The 24,066-nt window shown below is 73.9% G+C and carries 19 protein-coding genes; 8 read left to right on the plus strand and 11 right to left on the minus strand.

The genetic code is table 11. The features are described 5' to 3' along the window. Positions 1–23: 23 nt before the first annotated feature. The 3 genes from D3P35_RS03030 to D3P35_RS03040 all read right to left on the minus strand — a co-directional run bounded on the left by D3P35_RS03030 (position 24) and on the right by D3P35_RS03040 (position 6,293). Positions 24–1,346: a hypothetical protein gene (locus tag D3P35_RS03030; protein WP_118132977.1), complete on the minus strand. Its 1,323-nt coding sequence runs from the start codon at positions 1,344–1,346 to the stop codon at positions 24–26. Then, positions 1,343–5,101, minus strand: a complete 3,759-nt coding sequence (locus tag D3P35_RS03035; protein WP_118132978.1) for a hypothetical protein — start codon at positions 5,099–5,101, stop codon at positions 1,343–1,345. The genes D3P35_RS03030 and D3P35_RS03035 overlap by 4 nt, the downstream gene beginning before the upstream one ends. A 265-nt stretch (positions 5,102–5,366) precedes the next feature. Further along, positions 5,367–6,293 carry a LysR family transcriptional regulator gene (locus D3P35_RS03040; protein WP_118132979.1) on the minus strand — a complete coding sequence of 309 codons (927 nt, stop codon included), beginning with the start codon at positions 6,291–6,293 and terminating at the stop codon, positions 5,367–5,369. Between the two features lie 364 nt (positions 6,294–6,657). Between D3P35_RS03040 and D3P35_RS03045 the strand changes: the two genes are divergently transcribed. The 4 genes from D3P35_RS03045 to D3P35_RS03060 all read left to right on the plus strand — a co-directional run bounded on the left by D3P35_RS03045 (position 6,658) and on the right by D3P35_RS03060 (position 11,875). Continuing rightward, positions 6,658–7,728 (plus strand): nitronate monooxygenase family protein, encoded by a 1,071-nt coding sequence (locus D3P35_RS03045; RefSeq protein ID WP_118132980.1) that lies wholly within the window; start codon positions 6,658–6,660, stop codon positions 7,726–7,728. 370 nt (positions 7,729–8,098) lie between these two features. Further along, positions 8,099–8,740 (plus strand): aldehyde dehydrogenase iron-sulfur subunit PaoA, encoded by a 642-nt coding sequence (gene paoA / locus D3P35_RS03050; RefSeq protein ID WP_118132981.1) that lies wholly within the window; start codon positions 8,099–8,101, stop codon positions 8,738–8,740. Continuing rightward, positions 8,737–9,687, plus strand: coding sequence for a xanthine dehydrogenase family protein subunit M (locus D3P35_RS03055; protein ID WP_118132982.1), 951 nt, complete (start codon positions 8,737–8,739; stop codon positions 9,685–9,687). The genes paoA and D3P35_RS03055 overlap by 4 nt, the downstream gene beginning before the upstream one ends. A gap of 4 nt (positions 9,688–9,691) precedes the next feature. Next, the gene (locus D3P35_RS03060; RefSeq protein WP_118132983.1) at positions 9,692–11,875 is read left to right on the plus strand and encodes a xanthine dehydrogenase family protein molybdopterin-binding subunit; all 2,184 of its coding nucleotides are present in this window, start codon (positions 9,692–9,694) and stop codon (positions 11,873–11,875) included. Positions 11,876–12,061: 186 nt separating this feature from the next. Here D3P35_RS03060 and D3P35_RS03065 read toward each other — a convergent pair whose 3' ends face one another. From D3P35_RS03065 to D3P35_RS03080, 4 genes are all read right to left on the minus strand, one after another. Then, positions 12,062–13,015: an alpha/beta hydrolase gene (locus D3P35_RS03065; RefSeq protein ID WP_118132984.1), complete on the minus strand. Its 954-nt coding sequence runs from the start codon at positions 13,013–13,015 to the stop codon at positions 12,062–12,064. Between the two features lie 177 nt (positions 13,016–13,192). Beyond that, positions 13,193–14,194, minus strand: a complete 1,002-nt coding sequence (locus tag D3P35_RS03070; RefSeq protein ID WP_118132985.1) for an NAD-dependent epimerase/dehydratase family protein — start codon at positions 14,192–14,194, stop codon at positions 13,193–13,195. 52 nt (positions 14,195–14,246) lie between these two features. Next, entirely contained in the window at positions 14,247–15,596 is a 1,350-nt protein-coding gene (locus D3P35_RS03075) for an MFS transporter (protein ID WP_118132986.1), read from the minus strand. Between the two features lie 549 nt (positions 15,597–16,145). After that, positions 16,146–17,165 carry a sorbosone dehydrogenase family protein gene (locus D3P35_RS03080; RefSeq protein WP_118132987.1) on the minus strand — a complete coding sequence of 340 codons (1,020 nt, stop codon included), beginning with the start codon at positions 17,163–17,165 and terminating at the stop codon, positions 16,146–16,148. A 319-nt stretch (positions 17,166–17,484) separates the two neighbouring features. Here D3P35_RS03080 and D3P35_RS03085 point away from each other — a divergent pair, with 319 nt between their 5' ends. Beyond that, positions 17,485–17,985, plus strand: a complete 501-nt coding sequence (locus D3P35_RS03085) for a DUF6152 family protein (protein WP_118132988.1) — start codon at positions 17,485–17,487, stop codon at positions 17,983–17,985. Between the two features lie 8 nt (positions 17,986–17,993). Further along, positions 17,994–18,476: a DUF6644 family protein gene (locus D3P35_RS03090; protein ID WP_118132989.1), complete on the plus strand. Its 483-nt coding sequence runs from the start codon at positions 17,994–17,996 to the stop codon at positions 18,474–18,476. A 74-nt stretch (positions 18,477–18,550) separates the two neighbouring features. Here D3P35_RS03090 and D3P35_RS03095 read toward each other — a convergent pair whose 3' ends face one another. Continuing rightward, positions 18,551–19,645 carry a Gfo/Idh/MocA family protein gene (locus D3P35_RS03095; protein ID WP_118132990.1) on the minus strand — a complete coding sequence of 365 codons (1,095 nt, stop codon included), beginning with the start codon at positions 19,643–19,645 and terminating at the stop codon, positions 18,551–18,553. Positions 19,646–19,853: 208 nt separating this feature from the next. Between D3P35_RS03095 and D3P35_RS03100 the strand changes: the two genes are divergently transcribed. Then, a complete protein-coding gene (locus tag D3P35_RS03100) occupies positions 19,854–20,744 on the plus strand; it encodes an AraC family transcriptional regulator (RefSeq protein WP_118132991.1) in 891 nt (296 codons plus the stop codon). Between the two features lie 9 nt (positions 20,745–20,753). Here D3P35_RS03100 and D3P35_RS03105 read toward each other — a convergent pair whose 3' ends face one another. Beyond that, the gene (locus D3P35_RS03105; protein ID WP_118132992.1) at positions 20,754–21,083 is read right to left on the minus strand and encodes an L-rhamnose mutarotase; all 330 of its coding nucleotides are present in this window, start codon (positions 21,081–21,083) and stop codon (positions 20,754–20,756) included. 19 nt (positions 21,084–21,102) lie between these two features. Then, positions 21,103–21,942, minus strand: coding sequence for an amidohydrolase (locus tag D3P35_RS03110; protein ID WP_198670443.1), 840 nt, complete (start codon positions 21,940–21,942; stop codon positions 21,103–21,105). Positions 21,943–22,135: 193 nt separating this feature from the next. Between D3P35_RS03110 and D3P35_RS03115 the strand changes: the two genes are divergently transcribed. Beyond that, complete coding sequence (locus tag D3P35_RS03115; RefSeq protein ID WP_118132994.1) at positions 22,136–23,104, plus strand: aldo/keto reductase; 969 nt, start codon at positions 22,136–22,138, stop codon at positions 23,102–23,104. Between the two features lie 6 nt (positions 23,105–23,110). On the opposite strand, the gene D3P35_RS03120 is transcribed toward D3P35_RS03115, so the two are convergent. Further along, positions 23,111–24,013, minus strand: a complete 903-nt coding sequence (locus D3P35_RS03120) for a GntR family transcriptional regulator (RefSeq protein ID WP_118132995.1) — start codon at positions 24,011–24,013, stop codon at positions 23,111–23,113. Positions 24,014–24,066: the final 53 nt, after the last annotated feature.

A 24,066-nucleotide genomic window follows, 5' to 3' on the forward strand; every position in this document is an offset into this window, starting at 1 on the left:
CTCCCTCGGGCGCGCGCGCTCTGTCAGACATCGACGGCCACCGGCAGGTGGGCGGAGACGGCGCGAACCTTCGCGTACTGGGTTTCGGAACGGAACCAGGCGGTCCAGTCGACCCCGCCGGAGGTGAGCGGACGCTCGACCACCAGGGGCTGCAGTGTCGCCACCTGTCCGGGCACCGGGATGGTGCCGGTGAAGACGCCCTGCGGTGGCCAGGCCGGGCTGGCGTCCGGCACCCGGTAGGGGGTGCCCACCACGGGGTTGAGCACGGTGAAGCTCTTCGCCGCCTCCGCCGGGCGGGTGAAGGCCATGTCCACGCTCCAGTCCGGCCCCTCGGTGCGGGCATAGCCGTAGGCGGGAAACACCAGCGGCGCCTCGCGCGGCTCGGAGTAGTAGCCCGCCTCGTCCACCGGCCTGAGCGTGGTGGCGTAGAAGCCTTCGGTGTCGGGCGCGCTGCCCGGCGGGGCATGGGCAAATCCATCGGAAAAGCCGCGGTCGCGCAGCGGCTTCAGCGAGGGGGCGATGCTGCCGCCGGCGTAGATGTTCTCGCCGAAACTGCCGAGCAGGGCGATGGCGTCGTCGCCGGAGAGCGCGGGTTCCAGCGCGTCGAGCTCGGCCAGGCGCCGGTTGAACAGCCCGGCATGCGCGGCGCCCTCCGGCGCGCGCAGCACGGCGATGTAGACCATGCGGTGATACTTGCCGCCCGCGTTCTCGGCGAAGGCGCCCAGCACCGGGGCCCGCACCGCGAGCGAACCGGCGAAGAAGGCGTCGGGAAAGGCCGCGCGGCCGCCGCCGAGCGTGTAGCCGGTGGCCCGCAGCGCCAGGTGCGCCTCCGGCAGGCCGCCGTTCAGCGGGGCCGCGGGCGGCACCTTGCGCCCGGCGGGCAGGAAGGCGGCGAAATCGGGCGGATAGGCGGCGGGCACGGCGGTGGCCACGTCCGTTGACAGCCCGTTGCGACCGCCGCTCCAGCCATGCGGCCCGGCGAAGAAGCGCCCGGCGCGGCGGAACAGCATGGCCACCCCGTCGGAGGCGGAGGAGCGGATCGGCGGGGTCATCGCCCAGGCATCGCCCGACATGGAGCGCAGCAACGACAGCAGGAGCCGCAGCCCGTCGAGCCCGCGGCCGGTCATCAGCTCGCCCGGCGCGGCGCTCAGGCCGCGGTCGGTCGAGAAGCCGGAGAGCACGATGATGTCCGGCTCGGCCGAGGCGATGAGGTTGCGTATCAGCCCGACCCGGGCGCGTGCCGCCTCGGACGCGGCGCCCACCCCGAAGCCGGGCGCGGCACCGGCCGCACCATGCACGTCGGACACCGAGAAATCGTCGAGCTGCCAGAACAGGATACGGGTCATGGCCGTCCCCCTGCCAGCCGGGCCGGGGGCGGGTCCGGCGGGTCCTCGTTATAGGCGGCGAACCAGCCCAGGCTGCCGCTGCCCGAGGGCTCGCCGAACAGGAAGAAGTTCATCGTGGCGCCGGAGGGCAGGTTGGCGAGGCCCATGAAGCTCAGGCCGATGTTGTTGAGCCGCAGCACGAAGGCGCGCGCGGGCTCCGCCCCGGCTGCCGCGCCCGGAGTGGCCGTCGTCTCGCGGTTCAGCGCCACGCCGGCCACGGAGAGCTTGAGCACGTTCTGCACGCTCATCAGCTTGGCTCCGGGGGCGGTGCCCGGCAGCTGCAACCCCGCCCAGACCGCCCAGGAGTCCGCCAGCCCCTCCGGCGTGCGCGGCGCCACCGCCAGCAGCAGCGAGGAGGAGAAGCCCGCCGCCCCGGCCAGCGCGCCGGGGGTGCCCATGTCGACCTGGCAGGCGATGCCGAACCAGGTGCCCTCCACCTGCCGGGTTGCCACCTGCCCGGTGCGCACCGGCAGGAAATCGAGATCCTCGGGCCGCATGTCCGGCGCGCCGGCCACGTAGGCGCGCGGCACCAGCGCCAGGTCGGAGACCAGCGAGCCCTTGCGCGGCGCGCTGTCACCGGGGTTGAGCGAGAGGTCCGCCGCCTCGAAGGCGTAGCGCACCGCGTTGGGGTTTGCCGCGGGCGAGAGGAGGCGCAGGTCGATGTTGGAATAGGCCAGCCCCTCGCCGAGCGCGTAGCCCTGCGCCCCGGCCGGCGGGCCGTAGGAGAGCAGGTCGGTCTCCTCGCCCTCGGGGCCGGAGACGATGCCGAAGCACAGCCGCCCCCAGAAGCGGAAGCGGCTCACGATGTCGGCGCCGTCCAGCCCGGGGTCGAGCGTGTCGAACTGCGCCTGCGAGATCGTGACCGCGCGCAAGGTGGTGCTCTCGAGCGCGAAGACCACCGGCGCGTCGCGGCCGAAGGAATAGGAGCCGCCCTCGTCCTGCGACTGGTAGGAGCCGGTGAGCAGCAGCGCCGCGTCGGTGAGCCGGCGGCCGGCTGCGCCCGCGCCCGCCTCGAAGGCGCCGGACACCGGTGCGCCGTAGAAGGCGTTGATGCCGAGCTGGATGCGGCTGGAGAAGGTCTCCATCACGCCGTTGGAGAACACGGCGGTGAGCTGGAGCACGTCGAAGCCGTAGTCGCCCTCGTCGGTGATCGGGATCTCCCGATCGGGATCGCCCCCGGCCACCACGTTGGCCCGCCAGCCGGGGTGTTCGTAGTTCACCAGCGCGAAGAGCGAGGACTGGCCCTCCTGGCGCAGGAAGGGCGCCGCCTCGCCCTCGCCGCTGCGCATCGCCACGCGCGAGGCGGTGGCGCCGATGTGATGGGCGCGGAAATTGTCGAGCCTGAGCCCGGCGGAGAGGCCGCGCAGCTGGGTGGGGATCGCCTCGGGGCTCAGCTCGGCGTTGAGCATCAGGAAGCCGCGCCACCCCGGGTCGGTCACCACGTCCACGAAGGCGTCGTACTGGGTGTCGCCCGCGGCCTGGCGCTGCTTCGCGTCGGCGATGTAGCCCTGCAGCCAGTCCGCGACGCCCGAGAGCACCAGCGTGCGGTCGATCGTGGCCAGGGCGGGGTCGGCTGCGAGGGTTTCGGCATCGCTCCAGGCGGCGGGGTTGGCGGCCAGCTCGTCGAGCCGCCCGTCGCAGTATTTCATCACCAGCACGTTGCGCAGGTCGCTCAGGCTGGTGTTGCCGCCCACGGCGAGGCGGAACACCCAGGCATTGGCCGGCTGCTTGTCCGCGTCGCTGGCAAAGGCCACGGCATTGCGGAACAGCGCCTTCTGCGGGTCGGCGGCATGGGCCTCGGCGTAGTCGGCAAGGCTTGCCACCGGTGCGCCCAGCGGCGCGCCGTTCACCACCACGGCGCAGACCTGGTTGGCCGTGAACAGCGCTTCGAGCTCCGGCCCGGGATTGGTGAAGCCCATCGGCGCCACCGAGGCCTCCGGCGTGGCGGCATTGGCGAAGCTCCGCCCCAGCGTGACGTCCACGATGCGGCCGTTCGCGGCGGGGTCCACCCCCAGCACGAGGCCCTGGGGGTTGGTGGCGTTGCCATCGCCGAGCTCGGTGCCGGTCGCGGCGGCGGAGAGCGGGGCGCCGAGCAGGCCGCGCACCGCCCCCACCCGCCGGATCGCCGCGGCGCGGAAGGGTGCGACGGCACGGGCCTCGGCCATCACGAGTTCGCCGGGGGTGAAGCCGCTGTCGGGCGCGAGCGCGGTATAGGCCAGCAGCGGGAACAGGGCCGCCGTGCCGTCGAAGCCGTGCGCGATGTCGAAGGCCTGCAGGATGGCGGCCTCCCCCTCGGCCGGGCGCGCCTGCGACGGGGGTGGCGGGGGCGGCGGGGCGGCGGGCGCGGCGAAATAGGGCGCGCCGTTGGGCGAGGTGCGGTGGATGACCGTGGGATCGGCTTCCGCCGCGCGGCGCGCGAAGCGCAGCCAGGTGCCGTGCAGCCCGGGCGCGAAGGGCGCCCCGCCGCCCGGCGCCTGCCACGGCGAATCGAGGCTCACGCCGTGATAGGGAAAGCCGGCGAGCAGGCCGGGCCGGCCGGGCACGAACTCGGCGAAGAGCCGGGCCTCGCCGCCCCCCACGGAGGCGAGCAGCGTCTCGGTGCCCGAGAACCCCCCGAGGATCTCGACCTCCGCATCCCCCGGCGCATCGCGTGAGGCGAGGCTGGCGAGGCCGCAGAGCGAGAGGTGCAGCGTCCCGGCCGCGGCCGGGTCGTCGCTGCCGGCCCAGGTGGCGAAACCGGCGCGGTTGAGCGCCGGCGGGAAGGCGGCGTCGCCCTGCAGCACCGCCTCCAGCACCGAGTCGCCCCGGGTCTTGAACGCCGTGGGCAGCGGGGCGGGCGCGACCCCGAGCGCCCAGAAGCCGCTCCGGGCCGTCACGGTGCCGGGAGGGGGCGCGCTGTCGCCGGGGCCGGCCCAGACGAGATCGTTCGCGCGCTGGGCGGGGTCGACCGTGAGTGCCATCGGCAGCGCTATCGGGTCGGCGATCTCGCTCCATTGCACGGAGGGGTAGCGCTGGCGCACCAAGGCCCCGTCGCCGCCGCGAAAGCCGAGCGCGAACCCTTCGCGGAAGTCCTCCAGCAGGGCGGGGAAGCTGGCCGCCACCCGGGTTGCGAGCACGCCGGCCATGCCGCCCTGCACCGGAACGCGCGCCTCCCCCGATGGTGCCGCGCCCGCGGCGAAGCTCGCGGGCGCGAGGGCGATGCCGACGCCGCCCGCCCCCTCCGGCCCGCTGACCACCAGGTCGGGTGCCGCGTAGGAGAGACGGGCCTCGGCGAGCACCTTGATGCGCCGCTCCCCGCCGAAGGGCAGCTCGAGCGGGGTCTCCACCCGCAGCGTGTCGAGGCGCGCGCTCAGGCCGAAGGCGGTGAGCGGCGTGCTGCCGTCGGCTGCCGGGCGGGCCCAGACCAGGTGTTTCGCGCCGTCGTCCCAGGGGCGGGAGACCGCCGCGAGCACGGCCGCGGCGATGTAGCCGGGCAGGGCCGCCGGGCTGACCGGGGATTCGTTCGGGCCGATGACGATGGCGCCGGCCAGCCCGGTGCCGCCCTCGGGCCGGGCGAGCACCGCATCGGCCGGCAGGCTGTCTTCGGTGGCGGGAGTGCGGGGGCGGAACCAGATCTGCGCCGCCGTGGCCGGCGCGATGGCGTAGACGGCCGGGTCGGTTCCGGCAATCCGCTGAAAGACCGGGCCCTCGGCCGGGTCGTCACCGTCCTGTCCCACGCGGAGACCTCCCTGCTTTTCATTATGCCCCGCCGTGAGGATGCAGGCGGGTCTGTCCGCACACCCCTCGCGCAAGGGCGGGGGGCCGGGAACCTGCAAGGATGGTATCAGATAAACCTAAGGTTGCATAGAATTGCAGTACATTCGTACTGGTTGAGTGGAGCCGCTTGAAATCCTCCGGTGAATTCCGGCGCAGCGGGGTCCTGGCCGCGCCGGAGGCGGCCGGGACCGGAGCGGGCGGCGCGGCGGGGATTCGGCGCCCGTTTCAGGCGCCGTCGGTCTCCGGCATGGCGAGAGCAGCGAAGCGCGCCCGCAGCCGCGGCGCGGCGAAATCGGCGAAGGCGCGGACCTTGGGCATGGCCAGCCTCCCGGCGGGAGTGACGATCTGCACCGGCAGCGGCTCGGGGTCTGCCTCGGCCAGCACGCAGCGCAGTTGCCCGGTGCGCAGCTGCTCGGCCACCTGGTAGGACATCACCCGGGCGAGGCCGTGGCCCTCCACCGCCGAGGCCACGGAGGCGCGCACGCTGTTGACGACCAGGCGGGGAGCGAAGCTCACCACCCGCGCCGCGTGCCGGCCGGAGGGCGGGAAGCTCCAGCTCTCCTGGCCGAAATGGCTCATCGAGATGATGCGATGCGCCGCGAGATCGGCCGGCGCGGTGATGGCCGGGGCAGTGTCGAGATAGGCCGGGGCGCCCACCACCAGCCGCCGCACCTCGCCCACCCGCAGCGCGACCAGGCTCGAATCCGGCAGCTGGGCGATGCGCAGCGCCACGTCGATCCCCTCCTCGATCAGGTTCACCGGGCGGTCGAGCAGCAACAGGCGCAGGCTCACGGAGGGGTAGGTGTCGAGGAAGGCGTCGACCACCGGCCGCAGCACCTCCTCGCCGCTCACCACCGGCGCGGTGACCGAAAGCGTGCCGCGCGGTGCCGAGCCCTCGCCGGCGGCGATCCTGTCGGCCTCGTCGAGCTCGGCGAGCACGCGGCGGCAGGTCTCGGCGTAGAGCGCCCCGGTATCGCTGAGCCGCAGCGCCCGGGTGGTGCGGTGCAGCAGTTGGATGCCGGCATGCGCCTCGAGCCCGGCGATGGCGCGGCTCACCGCGGCGGGCGACTTGCCCAGCCGCCGTCCGGCCGCCGCCAGGCTGCCTTCGTCAATGGTGGTGACGAACACCCGCATCGCATCGAGTCGATCCATCATTCTTCCCCGGTCCGGAATTCTGTCTGTCGCGGAAATGGTATTGCGTCGCGCGGCGCACGCAAACAGCCGCGAAGGCGCCGCCACGTCGGAGGAGGCTCCGGGCCCGGCCCGATCGGCCCCCCGCGCTCGCCGCAGGCGCTTTCGTGGCGGCGGCCCTGGCCCCGTTCCGCGCCCGTGCCCCGCTGCAGCGGGGGGCGGCGCGGCAGCGGGCGCCCGAGGAGCCGCAGGCGGGCTCCGGCGGTGCGCGCCCGGGACCCCCTCGGCGAGGTCCCCGGGCGAAAACCGTCGCGGGGGGTGGCCAGGCGGCGCCGCGCGGGGCAGTGTCGCGGAGCGTCAGGTTCGATGAAGGGAGCAGCCCGGCATGACGAAGCTACCGGAATTCCTCGCCCGGCTCGGCCGCGCGCACCCGGTGTTGCAGGCGCCGATGGCCGGCGTGGCGACACCCGCCCTTGCCGCGGCGGTGAGCGAGGCGGGCGGACTGGGCGCGCTCGGCTTCGGCGCGAGCGACCCCGGCGCCGCCCGGGCCGCCATCCGCGAGACCCGCGCGCTCACCGACGCGCCCTTCAACGTGAACCTGTTCTGCCATGCCGCCGCGGTGGCCGACCCGGCGCGCGAGAGCGCATGGCTGGCCCGGCTCGCCCCGGCCTTCGCCGCCCATGGCGCCCGGCCGCCGGAGCGGCTGGGCGAGAGCTACACCAGCTTCCTCGCCGACCCGGCGATGCTCGACATGCTGCTCGAGGAGCGTCCGGCGGTGGTGAGCTTCCACTTCGGCCTGCCGCCGGCGCGGACGCTCGCCGCGCTGCGCGGCACCGGCGCGGTGCTGCTCGCCTCCGCCACCAGCCTGGAGGAGGCCCGGGCGGTGGAACGGGCCGGGCTCGACGCGGTGGTGGCCCAGGGCTGGGAGGCCGGCGGCCACCGCGGCATCTTTGCACCCGACGGCCCGGACGGCCGGCTGGGCACCGTGGCGCTGGTGCGGCTGCTCGCCAGCCGGCTCGACATCCCGGTGATCGCGGCCGGGGGCATCATGGACGGGGCGGGCATCGCCGCCGCGCTCTCGCTCGGCGCGGCGGCGGCGCAGCTCGGCACGGCCTTCATCGCCTGTCCGGAAACCGCGGCCGACGCGGGCTACCGCGCCGCGCTGGCCTCCGCCGCGGCGGAGCGCACGCAGATGACCCGGGCGATCTCCGGGCGGCCGGCGCGCTGCCTCGACAATGCGATGGTCCGGCTCTGCGCCGGCGTCGCCGATGTCGAGGTGCCGGACTACCCCATCGCCTATGATGCCGCGAAGGCGCTCAACGCTGCGGCGAAGGCGGCGGGCAACCCCGGCTACGGCGCGCACTGGGCCGGGCAGGGCGCACCGCTCGCCCGGCCGCTGCCGGCGGCCCGGCTCATGGCGCTGCTGGTCGAGGAACTGCGCCGGGCCCGCGCCTGAAGCGCCACGCCACCGGCCGCGCGGCGCGCCTGCCGCGCCGGCCCGCCCCTGCGAAAGCCGGGCCGGCGCGGCTCCGGCGCCGCGCGTGAGGCCGGCGGTGGCGCGCCCCGTTGCCGGCGAGAGGGCGCCCCGCCGGCCCGCGGGGGATGACATCGATTCATGCATGGTCTTGCGGCGCGGCGACGATTCGGCTACCGGATTCACGTGGCTCCTGCCCGGGCGGCCGCGGCCTTGTCCGCCGCGCTCGGAGAAATCATGAGCAGGGCTAATCTCTGTCATGAGCCCCTGTTTTGCTGGTCGCTGCCACACCCAGTCCTAGCTGTCCCCGTAGCAAGCCCCGGAAGGGCACTCAGACAGGAAGGACATCTTCATGAGCCCACCCATCGAGTTCGAACTCCGGCGCCGGACCCTGCTGGCGAGCGTTGCGGCCGTTGCGGCCGGCTCCGGGATGGCGGGACGGGGGCAGGCGCAGGACCGGGCGGCAACCCCGCCCGGCGCCAGCACCGGCACCGTGCGCTTCACCGTGAACGGCGAGGCGCGCGAGCTGACCCTCGACAACCGCACCACCCTGCTCGACGCGCTGCGCGAGCATCTCAGGCTCACCGGCACGAAGAAGGGCTGCGACCATGGCCAGTGCGGCGCCTGCACCTGCACGGTGAACGGCGAGCGCATCAATTCCTGTCTCTCGCTCGCCGTCGCGCACGAGGGTGACGAGATCGAGACCATCGAGGGCATCGGCACGCCGGACGCCCCGGACCCGATGCAGGCCGCCTTCCTCGCGCATGACGGGTTCCAGTGCGGCTACTGCACCCCCGGGCAGATCCAGTCCGGCCGCGCCATGCTCGAGGAGATCCGCGCCGGCGTGCCCAGCCATGTCACCGGAGACCTCACCGCCACGATCGCCGTCACCGATGCCGAGATCCGCGAGCGGATGAGCGGCAACATCTGCCGCTGCGGGGCCTATGCCAACATCCTCGCGGCCATCACCGAAGTCGCGGAGGAACAGGCATGAGATCCTTCAGCTACGAGAAGGCCACCGACCCCGCTGCCGCCGCCGCGCGCGCGGCCGAGGTCGAGGGGGCGAAGTTCGTCGCCGGCGGCACCAACCTGCTCGACCTCATGAAGCTCGAGATCGAGACGCCGGTGCACCTCATCGACGTGAACGGCCTCGGCCTCGACCGGATCGGCGAGACGGAGGAGGGCGGGCTGCGCATCGGCACGCTGGTCAGCAACACCGCTCTCATGGCCGATGCCCGGGTGCGCCGCGACTACCCGGTGCTCACCCGCGCCATCGCGGCCGGCGCCTCGGGCCAGCTGCGCAACAAGGCGACCACGGGCGGCAACCTGCTGCAGCGCACCCGCTGCCCGTATTTCTACGACACCGCCCAGCCCTGCAACAAGCGGGTGCCCGGCTCGGGCTGCTCGGCGCTGGCTGAGGGCGGCTTCTCGCGCCAGCTCGGCATCATCGGCACCTCGGACAGCTGCATCGCCACCCACCCCTCCGACATGGCGGTGGCGATGCGCGTCCTCGACGCCACGGTGGAGACGGTGACCCCCGCCGGCATGACCCGGCGCATCCCGCTCGGGGAGTTCCACCTCCTGCCCGGCGACACGCCGGAGCGCGAGACCGCCCTGATGCCGGGCGAGCTGATCACCGCGGTGACCCTGCCGGCGCCGGTGGGGGGCGTGCAGCGCTACCACAAGGCGCGGGACCGGGCCTCCTACGCCTTCGCGCTGGTCTCGGTCGCGCTCATCCGCCAGCCCGACGGCAGCGGCCGGGTGGCGCTGGGCGGCGTGGCACCCAGGCCCTGGCGCAGCGCCGAGGCGGATGCCGAGCTTCCCGACGGCGCGCATGCCGTGATGGCCCGCCTGCTCGACGGCGCCCGCCCCACGGAGGAGAACGCCTTCAAGATCACCCTGGCCGAGCGCACGCTCGCAGCCATGCTGGCAGAGGAGTAATCCCATGGAATTCAACCAGCCCGCAGGTGAAAACACCCTGTTCGACGGCGGCCGCGTGGTGGGCAAGCCCCACCGCAGGGTCGAGGGGCCGCTCAAGGTGGCCGGTGTCGCGCCCTATGCCTACGAGCGCCACGATGTCGTGGCGGGGCAGCTCTACGGCTATCCGCTTGGCGCGGGCATCGCGCACGGGCGCATCCGCTCGATCGATGCCGGGGCGGCCCGCGCGGCGCCCGGTGTCCGGGCCGTGGTGACCGCGCTCGACATCGAGCCGCTCGACATCTGGGACTACAACGTGGCGCGGCTGTTCGGCGGCGACGTGGTGGAGCACTATCACCAGGCAATCGCCGTGGTCGTGGCCGAGAGCTTCGAGCAGGCCCGGGCCGCGGCGGCGCTGATCGAGGTCGACTATGCCCCGGGCGACCCGGCGGACTACGATCTCGATGCCGCCTTCCGCCGGCTGGAGGGCACGGGCGAGCCGGGCACGCTGGTGGGCGACGTGGAGGCGGCCTTCCGCGACGCGGCGGCCGTGGTCGACCAGATGTACCACACCCCCTCGCAGAGCCACATGATGATGGAGCCGCATGCCTCGGTGGTCGACTGGTCGGACGGCGGCGAGATGACCGTCTGGACATCGAACCAGATGATCGCCTGGAACCGCCAGGCGCTGGCCACCACCTTCGGCATCGACCCCGAGCGCATCCGGGTGGAGAGCCCCTACGTGGGCGGCGGGTTCGGCGGCAAGCTGTGGCTGCGCGCCGACGCGGTGCTGGCGGCCATCGGCTCCCGCGAGGTGGGGGCGCCGGTGAAGCTGGCGCTGCCGCGGCCCTTCATGATGAACAACACCACCCACCGCTCGGCCACGGTGCAGCGCATCCGCCTCGCCGCCGGGCCCGACGGCAAGCTCAAGGGCATCTGGCACGAGGCCGCGTCGCATTCGCTGCCCGGCGGTCGCGGCGAGAACCCCACGGCCCAGACGCCCTTCTTCTACGGCACCGAGACCATGCGCGTGCAGAACCATGTCGTGGACATGAAGCTGCCCGAATCCTCCGACATGCGCGCGCCCGGCGAGGCCTCCGGCCTGATGGCGCTCGAGATCGCGATGGACGAGATGGCCGAAGCGCTGGGCATGGACCCGGTGCGGTTCCGCATCGTGAACGACACGCAGGTGAACCCGTCGAACCCGGAGCAGCCCTTCTCGGAGCGGCATTTCGTCGAGTGTCTCGAGCGCGGCGCCGAAGCCTTCGGCTGGGAGACGCGCAACACCACGCCGGGCGGCACCCGCGACGGCCAGTGGCTGGTGGGGCACGGCGTGGCCGGCGCCTTCCGCGGCGCGCTGCTGATGCCCTCGGGCGCGCGCGCGGTGCTGGAAGGCGGCCGGCTGGTGGTCGAGACCGACATGACCGACATCGGCACCGGCTCCTACACCATCCTGGGCCAGACCGCGGCCGAGGTGATGGGCCTGCCCATGGAGGCGGTGGAGATGCGGCTGGCCAACAGCGCCTTCCCGGTTTCCTCCGGGTCGGGCGGCCAGTTCGGCGCCGCGAGTTCCACCGCGGGGGTCTATGCCGCCTGCATGGCGCTGCGCGAGCGCATCGCCGGGCATCTGGGCGTGGAGGATCCCGAGTTCCGCGACGGCCGGGTGATCGCGGGCAACACCAACATGGCGCTGGCCGAACTGGAGGGCCAGATCGAGGCGGTCGATTCCATGGAGTGGGGCGACTTCCAGTCCCGCTACCAGATGTCGACCTTCGGGGCGCATTTCGTCGAGGTGGGCGTGCATGCGGCCACCGGAGAGGTGCGGGTGCGCCGCATGCTCGCCGTCGTGGATTCGGGCCGTATCCTGAACCCGGTCACCGCGCGCAGCCAGCTCATCGGCGCGATGACCATGGGCGTGGGCGCCGCGCTTTCCGAGGAGATGGCGCTCGACACCGCCAAGGGCATGTTCGCCAACCACGACCTCGCCGGCTACGAGGTGGCGGTGCATGCCGACATCCCCGAGCAGGAGGTGATCTTCCTCGACACGCTCGACGGTGTCGCCTCGCCGCTTAAGGCCAAGGGCGTGGGCGAGCTGGGCCTGTGCGGCGTGGCGGCCGCCCTCGCCAACGCGGTGTACAACGCCACCGGCGTGCGGGTGCGCGACTACCCGGTGACGCTCGACAAGATCATCGGCGGCCTGCCGGCGATCTGAGACCCGCCGGACCTTGCCCCCGCGATGCGGGGCCCCGGGAGGATGCAGGCCCCCCGTCACCCCCCGGTGGCGGGGGGCCTTCGCGTCTGCGCCCTTCCCCCCCTCCCTGCCGCCCGCCGGCCGGCATGAAAACGCCCCGCCCGGAGCCTGTCCGGGCGGGGCGCGGTGTGTGCGGGGGGCGCGGCTTCAGCCCGTGAAGGCGTCGTTGAAGAAGCTCTCGAGCCGGGCGAAGGGGATGAGGTCGCGCTTGTCGTAGAGGTCGACATGGCCCGCGCCGGGCACCACGTGGAGTTCCTTCGGCTCGCTCGCCGCTGCCAGGACATCCTCGCTGAAGTAGCGCGAATGCGCGGTCTCGCCGATCACCAGCAGGATGGGCCGGCCGTCGAGCCAGGAGAGGTTTTCCAGCAGCGGGAAGTTCATCCAGGCCGCGGCGCTGGTGAGGGTGAACTGGGTGATCGCGTTCGGGTGGTAGCCGCGCGGGGTGGAGTAGAACTCGCCGAACTCGATGCCCACGGCGGGCGTGTCCGCGTCGAAGCCGATCGGGGCGCCGCGGTCGGTGAGGGCGGGGTTCGCGGCCTCGAAATCGGCGTAGCGCTGCTCAGCCAGGAAGTCGAGGAAGCCGGCGCGGTCGGCGTCGGTCATGCTGTCGCCGAAACCCATCCTGTGCATGCGCGAGATGTCGTACATCGAGACGGTGGCCACCGCGCGGATGCGCCGGTCGACCTGGGCCGCGGAAAGGGCGAAGCCGCCCGAGCCGCAGATGCCGATGGCGCCGATCCGCGCGCGGTCGACGAAGGGCCGCGTGCCGAGGAAGTCGACCCCGGCCATGAAGTCCTCCACCATCTGGTCGGGCGAGGAGAGGTGGTGCGGCGTGCCCTCGGAATAGCCGTTGTAGGCGGGGTCGAAGGTGAGCACCACGAAGCCCTTCTGCGCCAGTTCGTTGGCATAGAGGCCCGGGCCCTGCTCCTTCACCCCGCCATAGGGCGCGCCGATGATCAGCGCGGGCCAGAAGCCCTCGGCGTCGAACCCGGCCGGGGTGTAGAGATCGGCCGCGATGCCGATGCCGTAGCGGGTTCGGTAGGAGACCGGCGTGCGGGTCACCGCCTCGGAGAGGCTGAAGATGTAGTTGTCCTTGGGCATGGGGATGCTCCTGTGCGTGGGGGAGGGGCAGGCGGCGCGGGGCCGCCTGTCCGCTGGCGGATGGGGATGCGGGCGGTCCCGCAGCGACGGGCGGCTGTCATGCCCCCCCTGCGCGCGGCAGGCTGGGGCGCGACGGGCTGGGGCGCGACGGGCTCGGGCGCGGCTCCGGGCGCGGGCTCAGCCCGGGAAGGGCCGGGTTTTCAGCCAGTCGACGGTCGCGGCGATGGTGGCCGGGATGTCGCGCATCGTTACGCCGAGGCTGTCGCGCCGGGTGAAGTCGAACCGGGTGGGGGGCTCGGGCGCGCCGTCGAGCGGCGCGGGCAGGCCGGCGGCCGGCACATGGCGGGCGAGGATGTCGTAGATCTCCGCCCAGGGCAGGCTGTCGAAGACCGCGAAGTAGCGGCCGCGGGCCTGCGGGTTTTCGATCGTGGCGAGGAAGAGCGCCGCCACGTCCTCCAGGTGCGAGACCGACATCGAGCCGGCCGGCACCTGCTCGTGCATCGCCCGGCGCCCCTCGAGCAGACCGGAGAGCAGCGCGAGCCCGTGGCTCCGCATGTGCTCGGGCAGCACCACGGGGCCGAGCATCATCGTGGGCAGCAGCACGGCGAGGCGCATGTCGTTGTGCACGCAGAAATCGAGCGCCGCGGTTTCCATCACGATCTTCTCGGCGGCGGTGAACTTGCCGTCCGCCATCTGCGCCTCGGCGTCGGAGAGGGCGGTGGCCTCATGCTTGACCGCGAGCGGCACCGGCGGGTTGGTCGAGGAGGTGGAGGAGCAGAGCGCGATGCTGCCCACCCCGGCGCGGCGGGCCGAGCCGAGCACGTTCAGCACGCCGTCGCGCACCGGCCGCACGATCTCCTCGTAGCCGCGGCGCCGGTCGAGCGCGCGGGCCGGCGTGCCGTCGGCGGCCTTGTAGAGCGGCGGAAAACAGGCGATGGCGGCCGCGTCGCAGCCGTGCATGGCGGCGTCGAAGGCGCCCTCCTCGCCCGCGTCGGCGGAGAAGAGCGTGAGCCGCCCGGCCGCGCCCGGCAGGGCCATCAGCGGGGCGGTGCGGGCCGTATCGGTCGCGTCGCGCAGCGTGCCGTGCACGTGGTGGCCGCGCGCAAGCGCCAGCCGCAGGACGGCCGAGCCGACGAGGCCGGTGGCGCCGGCGACGCAGATGCGGGTGTTCGATGTCATGGCGGTCTCCTTTGCTCGGGTGGGAGTGGCGGGGGAGGGCGGGGCGCGCGCCTCAGCCGCGGCGGCCGCGCGCGCCGGAATACACCATCGCCGCGAGGCCCAGCAGGCCCAGCACGGAGGTGGCGAGAACCGCCTCGCGCCAGCCGGTGAAGAAGCGCTCCCCGCCGGCACCGGCGATCAGGATCGAGCTCAGCGCGATGCCGAGCGCCGAGCCGAGGTAGCGGGCGGTGTTGTTGGCGGCCGAGCCCATCGCCGCGCGCTCCGGCGGCACGCTCTGCACCGCGGCATGGCCGAGCGAGGCATTGAGCACGCCGTTTGCGATGCCGGCCACGAAGAGCCCGGGCAGCACGGCCCACCAGCTCGGCGCCACGGCGAGCAGCAGCAGGAGGAGCTGGCCCAGCGTGCAGCCCAGGATGGCGGCGACGATGCGCGTGTGCGAGGTGATGGCGGGCGGAATGCGGCGCGCGCCCAGCGCCGAGAACACGGCGACCCCCGACCAGGCCAGCAGGATCACCGCCGCCGGAACCGGCGGGATGCCGACGCCGCGCTCCAGCGCCGTGGGCACCAGCGACATCAGCGCCAGCACCCCGGCACCGGAGGCGAAGGCGGCCACGGTGGCGCTGGTGAAGGCGGCCTCGCGGAACAGGCCGACCTGCAGGATGGGATTGTGCGTGCGCCGCTCCACGAGGAGGAACAGCACCAGCAGCACCACGGCGGCGCAGAGCAGCCCCGCCACCATGCCGCCCGGCCCCATCCGCATCTCGGTGAGGGCGGAGAGCAGGCAGCCCAGCCCGGCCATCAGCAGCACCGAGCCCGGCCAGTCGACCCGCCCGGCGAGCCGCCGGCTCTCGGGCAGCACCCGCCGCGCCGCGAGCGCGAGCCCGGCGGCCGCGAGGGCGACCACCCAGTGCACGGCGCGCCAGTCTCCCAGCGGCAGCAGCGCCGCGGAGAGGATCGGGCCCGAGGCCACGCCGGCGCCGAGCCCCGCCGCCCAGACCGCGGCCGCGCGCTGGCGCGCCTCGCCCTGGTAGACCTGGCCGAGCAGGCCGAGCCCGCAGGCCATGAGGCCGGCAGTGCCCAGCCCCTGCAGGATGCGCGCCACGATCAGCACGGTGCCGGTGGGCGCCAGCGCCGCGAGCACGGAGGCGAGCAGGGTGAGCCAGAGCCCGCCGGCGAAGGTGCTGCGCCGGCCCCGGGTGTCGCCCAGCGCGCCGGCGGTCAGCAGGCCGGCGGCGGCGCCGAGCGGCATGGCGCTCATCACCCAGGCCTGCGCCCCGGGGCCGAGCCCGAGGGAGACGGTCATCGCCTCGAGCGTGGTGAGCGGCGCCGAGAAGGCGGCGAGCGACAGCAGCGTGGCCGCGGTGATGACCGCCAGCGGCCCGGAGGGGGGCGTGTCGCTCATGCCGCGGCCCTGCCGGTCAGGCGGTGGCGGCTGCCGCGGGCGCTCACGGGAAGGGGGCCCTGCGCCCTGCCGGGGGCGGGTCGGGGATGGGTCATCTGCGGGATCTCACGGTCTGGCTGCGGTCACTGTCGCCTCCAACCTCACCTAGTGCGGCGGGCCGGGGGTGAACATGCCCGGCTGCGACTTGCAGTCATGAGCGCGTCTCATCAACGCTTCGGATCGCTCGCCTGTCGATGAGCCCGGCTCATGGCCCGCCTCGCGCCCCCCCCCGCCTCGCACTCCGGCCGGGCCGGGGCGCCCGGCCCCCCACCCGGGCGCGAAGAAGCGCGAGCCCCAGCCGGGCCACCGGGGGCAAACCTGCTCCGCGCCCCGGGGAGGTTTCCATCCCCGCCTCCGGGCGCGAGGTCTCACCCGCGCCCCGGGGGCGCAAGCTCGCCCCTCCGCGTCAGGGAGTGAGCTGCCGTCCGCGCCCCGGGGCGCAAGCCCCCACCCGCGCCTCACGGCAGGAGGCCCCATCCGCGCCTCACGGCGCAAGCCGGCACCCGCGCCTCACGGCGCGAGGCGGATCAGCCGGTCCTCGGAGGGACCGTCGCGCCGGGGCGAGCGATTGGTGGTGATGGCATAGACCTCGTCGCCGCTCACCAGAACGTCGCGGATGCGCTCGCCCGCGGGAAAGGCCGCGGCCACCGTGCCGTCGGGGCTCACGCCCAGCACGGCCTCGGCGCGCAGACCCGCCACCAGCAGCCGGCCCGCGTGCCAGGCGAGGCCGGAGGGCGCCCAGGTGCTGCGGCCGGAATGCGCCAGCGGCGGGGTCATGCCCGCGCCCGCCCCGTCGCCCTCCACCAGCGGCCAGCCGTAGTTGGCACCGCGGGCGATGCGGTTCACCTCGTCGTTGCCGGACTGGCCGTGCTCGGCGGCGAAGAGCCGGCCCTCGTCGTCGAAGGCGATGCCCTGCGGGTTGCGATGCCCGACCGACCAGACCGGCGAGCCCGGGAAGGGGTTGTCCGCCGGAACGCTGCCGTCGGGCGCGAGGCGCAGGATCTTGCCGGCGAGGCTCCCGGGGTCCTGCGGCAGGGCGTGGTTCCCGGTCCAGCCGGTGGTGATGTAGAGCATGCCGTCCGGCCCGAAGGCGAGGCGGCCGCCGTTGTAGAGCGGATGGCCGGGAATGGCGTCGAGCAGCACACGGGTCTCGGTCCAGGCATCGGCGCCGCGCTCCACCTCGATCACCCGGTTCAGCCGCGCCTCCGGCGTGCCGTAGTGATGGTAGACCACCGCGCGGCCGGTGGTGGCGAAATCCGGGCGCAGCGCGAGGCCCATCAGCCCGCCGCCACGGTCGTCCAGCACCGGCACGGAGGTCTGCACCGGCAGGCGGGTGAAGCGCCCGCCCTCCAGCGTGCCGATCGTGCCGGCCTTTTCGGTGATGTAGAACACGCCGGCGCCCGTCTCGATGTCCCAGGGGTAGTCGAGCCCCCCGAGCAGGGTGTCCTGCGCCGCGGCGGGCAGCGGCAGCAGGGCGGCGAGGGCGAGGGCGCGCAGCAGGGGCGCGGGGCGGGGCGTGGTGGTCTTCATCTCGGGGCGTCTCCGCGTGACGTGGGGCGGCCGGCGGGCCGGGAGCGGGCGGAAGCCGCCCCTGCCATGTTACCCGCGCGGGCGGGGGCGAGAATGCCCGGGGTGCCGAAGCCGGAAATGAGCCCTCCTCATGAAATCGCAGCACTCCATGCCCCGGTCACGCCCCCGCGCGCCGCTCCGTCCCGCCCGGGTTCATGAGGGCCGCTCATGTCTGGCTTGGTGGTACGGGGGATGGCCGGGCGCCCGGGCGCGGCTAGGCTGGAGGGCGGGCGCCGCCGTGCCCGCCTGACACGCTTCACATGGCCGGAGGTGCCTTCCCGTGACTTTCGACAGACGTTTCGTGCTCCGCGCGCTGGGGGCCGGCCTCGGCTGCATGGCCGCCCCGGCATGGGCCCATCATGGCTGGACCAGCTTCCGCACCGACCGCGCCTGCTACCTGCGCGGCGCCGCCACCTCGGTGCGCTGGGGCAACCCGCATGGCGAGGTGGTGATGCGCGCCGACGAGACCGCGCTGCCCGAGGGGTTTCGCCAGCGCCCCTTGCCCCCGGGTGCCGACGAGGAGTACGGCCGCGCCACGCTCGCCTCGGCCCGGCCCTACGAGGGCGGGCGCCCGGCGCTCACCCTGGTGCTGGCCGGGCCGTCCTGGATGTCGCGCTGGGGGCTGGACCGGCCGCTGGAGGAGGGCGAGGTCATCGAGGCGCTCGGCTTTCTCGCCGCCGAGGATGCCGACACCCTGCGCCCGGTGATGTTCTGGACCGGCGACGGACAGGGGGTCTGGCAGCAGCTCACCGCCTTCCCGACCCTGCCGGAGCCGGCCTGACCGCCGCGATGGAACCGCTGCTCGAGCTGGCGCGGATGGTCGAACAGTCGCGCCCCGCCACGGCGATCCGGATGGTGCCCTGGCTCTACCCGGCGCTGATGGCGCTGCACGTGCTGGGCATCGCCTTGCTCGTGGGCGGGGCCGCCGCCTTCGACGCGCGGCTGCTGGGGCTGGCGCGGCGCGAGGTGCCGCTGGCGGGCGCGGCACGGCTGCTGCTGCCGCTGTCGCGGGCGGGCTTCGCGCTCACCCTCGTCACCGGGCTCGCGATGGCCGCCGCCATGGCCGGAACCGTGGTGCAGAGCGCCGCGGCCCCGGTGAAGTTCGGCCTGCTGCTGCTGGCCGGGGTCAACGTGCTCGTGTTCCACGCCCGGGTGCTGCCGGGCCTGCCGGCCGGGGGGGCCGTGCCGGGCGCGGCCCGGCTCTGCGCCCTCGCCTCGCTGGTGCTGTGGACCGGCATCACGTTTGCCGGCCGCTGGCTGGCCTACGCCTGATGGGCGCCGCGCCCGGGCCCCGGCCCGCGCCGCCCGCGCCGCGCGGGAGCAGGGGGCGGGGCCGGGAGGCGGGATCAGCCGGCGGCCTTCGCGCCTGCGCTGGTCTCGATCCGGTCGAGCAGCTCGTGCAGCTTCACCGCGTCGGCAAAGCTCGGCGCCGTGCGGCTGCCGGTGCGGATGTCCCCGGCAATCCGGGCGTAGATGCCCGCCACGTTGCGCGCGCCGGGAAACCCGGGCTGGCCGGCATAGACCTCCGGCGCCGGCATCCGCGGCGTGAGCTCCGTCTCCTCGCCGCGCGCGCCGGTGATGGTGAGCTGCGTCATCTGCGCGTGCCCCGAGCCGCCGGTGACCCGGATGTCGCCCTCGGTGCCGTTGATCTCCCACAGCAGGTTCGTGCCGCGCGAGCTGCCGCCGCGGTAGTGCACCGACACGGCGGCGCCGCTCTCCAGCCGCCCCTGCACCATCACCTGGTCGGGCGCGGTCTTGGGCAGGGTCTCGCCGGTATCGGTCACGGCCACGGTGTCGAAATTGCTGGCGAAGGTCGCATCGAGGCTGGCGAAGGGGCCGAGCACGTCGCCCATCGCCGCGAGCGTGTGGGCGAGCGGGATCGACTGCATCGTGGCGCCGTTGGCCGCGTCGAAGAGGTAGGCGTAATCCGCCACGGTCTCACCGGCCCAGTTGCCGCCCGAGCCCACCAGCGTGGTGGAGAGCACGCGCCCCACGAACCCCTCGTCGATGAGCCCGCGCAGGTGCTGCACCTCGAGCGCCGCGCGCGCCTGGGTGCCGATGGCGGCCACGACGCCCTTCTCCCCGGCCAGTCCGGCGAGGGTGCGGGCCTCGGCCAGCCCGTTGCCCAGCGGCCATTCGCAGTAGACATGCTTGCCCGCCTCCAGCGCCGCGGTCACCAGCTCGAGGTGATGCGGCACCTTCACCGTGACGACCACGAGGTCGATCTCCGGCGAGGCGACGAGCGCCCCGGCGCCGGCGAAGGCGTGCTTCAGGCCGAGCGCGGAGGCGGTGTGCCGCGCGCTCTCTGGGCTGCTGTTGGCGACACCGACGATCTCGTAATCCCCTGCGAGGGACCGGAGAGCCGGCAGGTGGGCCGTGGCGGCCGAGTGGCTGTCGGGATTCAGGCCGATGAAGCCGACACGGATGGGGGTCTTGGTCATGATATCAGGTCCTTCGATCGCTGTCGGAACGCGGGCTGGAGGGGCGCGGCGCCACGTGCGGCGCGCCGGTTCCGGGGGCCGCTCCCGGCACTGCTGCGGAGATATATGCGGCCCCCCGGTGGCAGCCGATGCCGGTTTCGCTCTATGATTTGCTTGATCCGATCATTCCCGGCGCCGGGCGGGAAGCGGCTGAAGGAAGGTTCGTGACATGAGTTCCACGCTCGCATCCCTGCTGGCCGAGGCCCGGGCACAACTCGCGCCGGGGCACGGCTCCGGCCTGCCCGAAGGGGTGAGCATCCGCGAGGGGGCGGGGGGCGCCGGCCCCGTGCCCGGCCCCGTGCCCGGCCCGCACCGGCCGCTGGCCTGCATCGTGCTCGACGGCGCGATGGCGGTCGCGGCAGGGCGCGATGTCCTCGTCTGTCGGGCGGGCGGATGCCTGCTCGGCGCGCTCGACCTGCCGGTGAGCGGCCCGGAGACGGGGGAGGGCTGCCTCTGGCTCAGCCTCGCGCTCGACCTGCCGATGCTCTCGGCGCTGATCGCCGAGCTGCCGGGCGGCGCGACGGCGGTCGACGAGGGCGAGAGCCATTCCTGCGCACCCGCGCAGGAGGCGCTGCTCGACGCCTGCCTGCGGCTGCTGAAATGCGCCCGGCACCCGGCCGAGGCGGCGGTGCTCGGGCCCATGCTGATGCGCGAGATCCATTTCCGCCTGCTCACGGGGCCGCAGGGCGCCACCCTGCGCCGGCTCATGGCCTCCGAGCAGCGCCTCGCGCAGGTGCGGCGGGCGGTGACCTGGATCCAGGGCCATCTCGACGAGACCGTGCCGGTGCGCGACATGGCCGGCTGCGCGGGCATGAGCCTCGCCAGCTTCAACCGGCATTTCCGCGCGGCCACCGGGCTGAGCCCGGTGCAGTACCAGAAGCGGCTGCGGCTGCAGCAGGCGCGGCGGCTCATCCTCGCGGGCAGCGAGGTGGCGCGGGCGGGCTATGCCGTGGGCTATGCCAGCGCCTCGCAGTTCAGCCGCGAGTACCAGCGCGAGTTCGGCAACGCCCCGGTGCGCGACCTGCGCCGACACGACATCCGCTCCGACGCGCCCGCCTGAGGCGCGGGCTCAGTCGAGGTGGAAGACCTCCTCCATCCCGGCCCACCACTCGCCCTCCGCCCGGCTGGGCAGGGCGCGCTGCATCGGGCCGCAGACCTCCCACCAGCGCCGGGTCACCGGGTCGGCCGCGATGGCGGCGCTGTCGGCGGCGAAATCCTCGCCGGTGTATTCCCAGTAGCCGAACATCACGTTCTCCGGCTCGCGCAGGAATATGGAGTAGTTGGTGATGTGGGAGCGTCGCAGCCGCTCCAGCACCTCCGGCCAGACCTCGGCGTGGAGGCGGCGGTACTCGGGGATGGCCTCCGGCGCGATGCCGATCATCATGCCCATGCGCTGCATCGGGGCTCCTTTCGCGGGCTCAGGGAGTGGGGGAGAGGCGGTAGAAGCGCGTGGCCGTGCCGCCGAAGACCTCCGCGCGTGCCCCTGCGGTGAGCCCCGCCGTGAGCTCCTGCGCGCAGGCCAGCCAGTCGGGGTAGGCGCCGGCGAGCTCCAGCACCGGCCAGTCCGAGCCCCACATCACCCGCTCCGGCCCGAAGATGTCGAGCACATGGGCTGCCACCGGGGCGAGGGCCTCGGCCCCCCAGCCCGGGCCGCATTCGTTCGCGAGGCCGGAGAGCTTGCACATCACCTGCGGATGCGCGGCCAGCCGGGCCATGCCGGCTGCCCAGTCGGCGTCGGGCGGGCGGCCGGGGCCGAAGACCGGCTTGGCGCAATGGTCGATGACGATGGGCAGGCCGGGCAGGCGGCGGGCCAGCGTGTCGATCACGCCCAGGTGGCGCGGCTGGACGAGCGCATCGAGGCTCAGGCCCGCCTCGGCTGCCAGGGCGAGCCCGCGCAGCACCTCCGCGCGCAGCACCCAGCCGGTCTCGGGGATGTCCTGCAGCATCGGGCGCAGGCCCTTGAGCATCGGGTTGGCGGAGAGGCGGGCGATCTCGGCCCCCGGCTCCGGCCCGGCGAGATCGGCCCAGCCCACCACGCCGCGGATCAGCGACGAGCCGCGGGCGAGCGAGAGCAGGAACTCGGTCTCCGCCACCGTGGGCGCCGCCTGCACCACCACCGTGCCGGTGATGCCGAGCGCGGGCGCGATGCGCTCGAGGTCGCCGGGCAGGATGTCACGCCGGATGGCGGCGACACTGTCGTCCATCCAGCCGTAGTCGCCCCGCCCGATCTGCCAGAAATGCTGATGCGCGTCGATCACGGCGCGGCTCCTCCCCCGGCGCCTGCCGCCCCGCGGGCGTTGACGCATTTTGTCTTTAATCATAAAAAACATAAACGGAGAGGCCGGCCTGTCAACGCCGCACGCGGCCCGGGCGAGGAGCTTTCCGGATACCAGAACACACGCGGCGGCGGCCCCCGGGCCCGCCCCACGCGCGGCGGGAGGAGCACACCCCATGAAGACACGCAGCATCGGCCGCACCGCGGTGAGGGTCACCGAGCTATCCTTCGGCTGCGCCGGCATCGGCAACCTCTACCGCGCCATCCCGGACGCGGAGGCCGCCGAGGTGCTGGAGGCCGCCTGGGCCGCCGGCATCCGCTATTTCGACACCGCGCCGCACTACGGCCGCGGCCTGTCGGAGGCCCGGCTGGGCGCCTTCCTCGCCGGGCATGACCGCGACGCCTGGGTGGTCTCGACCAAGGTGGGCCGGGTGCTCTCGCCCGCCGCCGCCCCGATCGCGGAGGCGGACGGTTTCGTCGAACCCCTGCCCAACGACGTGCGCTACGACTATTCGGGCGACGGCATCGAGGCGAGCCTGGAGCAGAGCCGCGAGCGGCTGGGCACCGGCTACATCGACATCGTCTACGTTCATGACATCGGCACCTACACCCACGGGGCGGCGAATGCCGGCCACATGGAGGCCTTCCTCGGCTCGGGCTTCGAGCGGCTGGCGCGGCTGAAGGAGCAGGGCCGCATCGGCGCCTTCGGGCTCGGGGTGAACGAAACGCAGGTCTGCCTCGACGTGATGGCGCACGGGGCGATCGACGCCATCCTGCTCGCCGGCCGGCTCACCCTGCTCGACCGCTCGGCCGAGGCGGAGCTGGTGGGCCGCTGCCGCGAGGCCGGCACCAGCCTGGTGCTGGGCGGCATCTTCAACTCCGGCATCCTCGCCACCGGCCCGGTGCCCGGCGCCACCTATGACTACGGCCCCGCCCCGCGCGAGGTGCTGGAGCGCGTGGCGGCCCTGCAGGCGGAGGCGGAGCGGCACGGCCTGCCGCTTGCCACCGCGGCGCTGCATTTCGCCCTGCGCCACCCGGCGGCGGCCTCGGTGCTGATCGGCACGGCGAAGGCCTCGTCGCTGCGCCGCAACCTCGACGCGCTGCACGCGGAGGTGCCGGCGGAGGCGGAGGCGCTCTTCGCCTGAGTGCCCTCAGGCCTGCCGGTGCGAGCGCATGGAGGAGAGCAGGGTGGTCTTGGAGGTGCGCAGGTGGCGCAGTGCGGCGGCGTCGGAGGCGGCGGCGTCGCGCGCCAGCATGGCCTCGATCCAGTCGAGATGCTCGGCGATGGCGGCGGCGTTGCGGCGCTTCTCCTCGGTCTTGTCCCAGGTGTAGTGGTAGTGGAAGATCAGCGAGATCACCTTCTGGAACTCGGCCACGAAGCGGTTTCGCACCACCCCGGTGACGGTGGTGTGAAACGCCTCGTCGAGCCGGGAGAACTCGTGGAAATCCCGGTCCAGGCGTGAGGCGAGGTCGAGGTGGCGGGCACGCAGGCCTTCCAGCCGCGGCCAGATCTCGTGGCCCGGCGGCAGCGCCACGAGCTGGCGCACGGCGTTGAGCTCGAGCACGGTGCGGAACTCGGAGAGCTCCACCGCGAAATCGGCGGTGAAGCCCAGCAGCCGCCAGCCGCCGCGCTGGCGCCGCTCCACCAGCCCGAATCGGGTGAAGCCGGCGAGGAACTCCTGCAGCACGTGCGGCGCCACCCCGAACTCGCGCGAGAGCTGGGCGACGTTGAGCGTGGTGCCCGCCGGCACGTCGAAGCGCAGCACCCATTCGAGGAACCGGGTCTCCAGCGTGTCGGCATCGGGCCCGTCGATGCGGATCTCCAGCCGGTCGGCCGCGCCGGGGCGGCGCAGCAGCACCTTCTGCCGGCCCTCCCAGCGGATGATCTCCTCGTCCGACAGGCGCTGCAGCCCGGCGCGCACCACCGTGCGGCTCACGCCCATGCTGCGGGCCAGCGCATTCTCCGAGGGCAGGCTGGCGCTCTCGCCGAGCCCGGCGCAGATCTCGATCAGCGTGTTGTACGCCTCGCGGAAACGGACATCCGTGCGGGCCATCTTCGCTTCCCTCTCCTCCCTGTCTTCCCGCGGTCTGCCCCGCCGCGGCGCCC

Source organism: Oceanicella sp. SM1341, assembly GCF_003448965.1.
Classification (GTDB): Bacteria; Pseudomonadota; Alphaproteobacteria; order Rhodobacterales; family Rhodobacteraceae; genus Paroceanicella.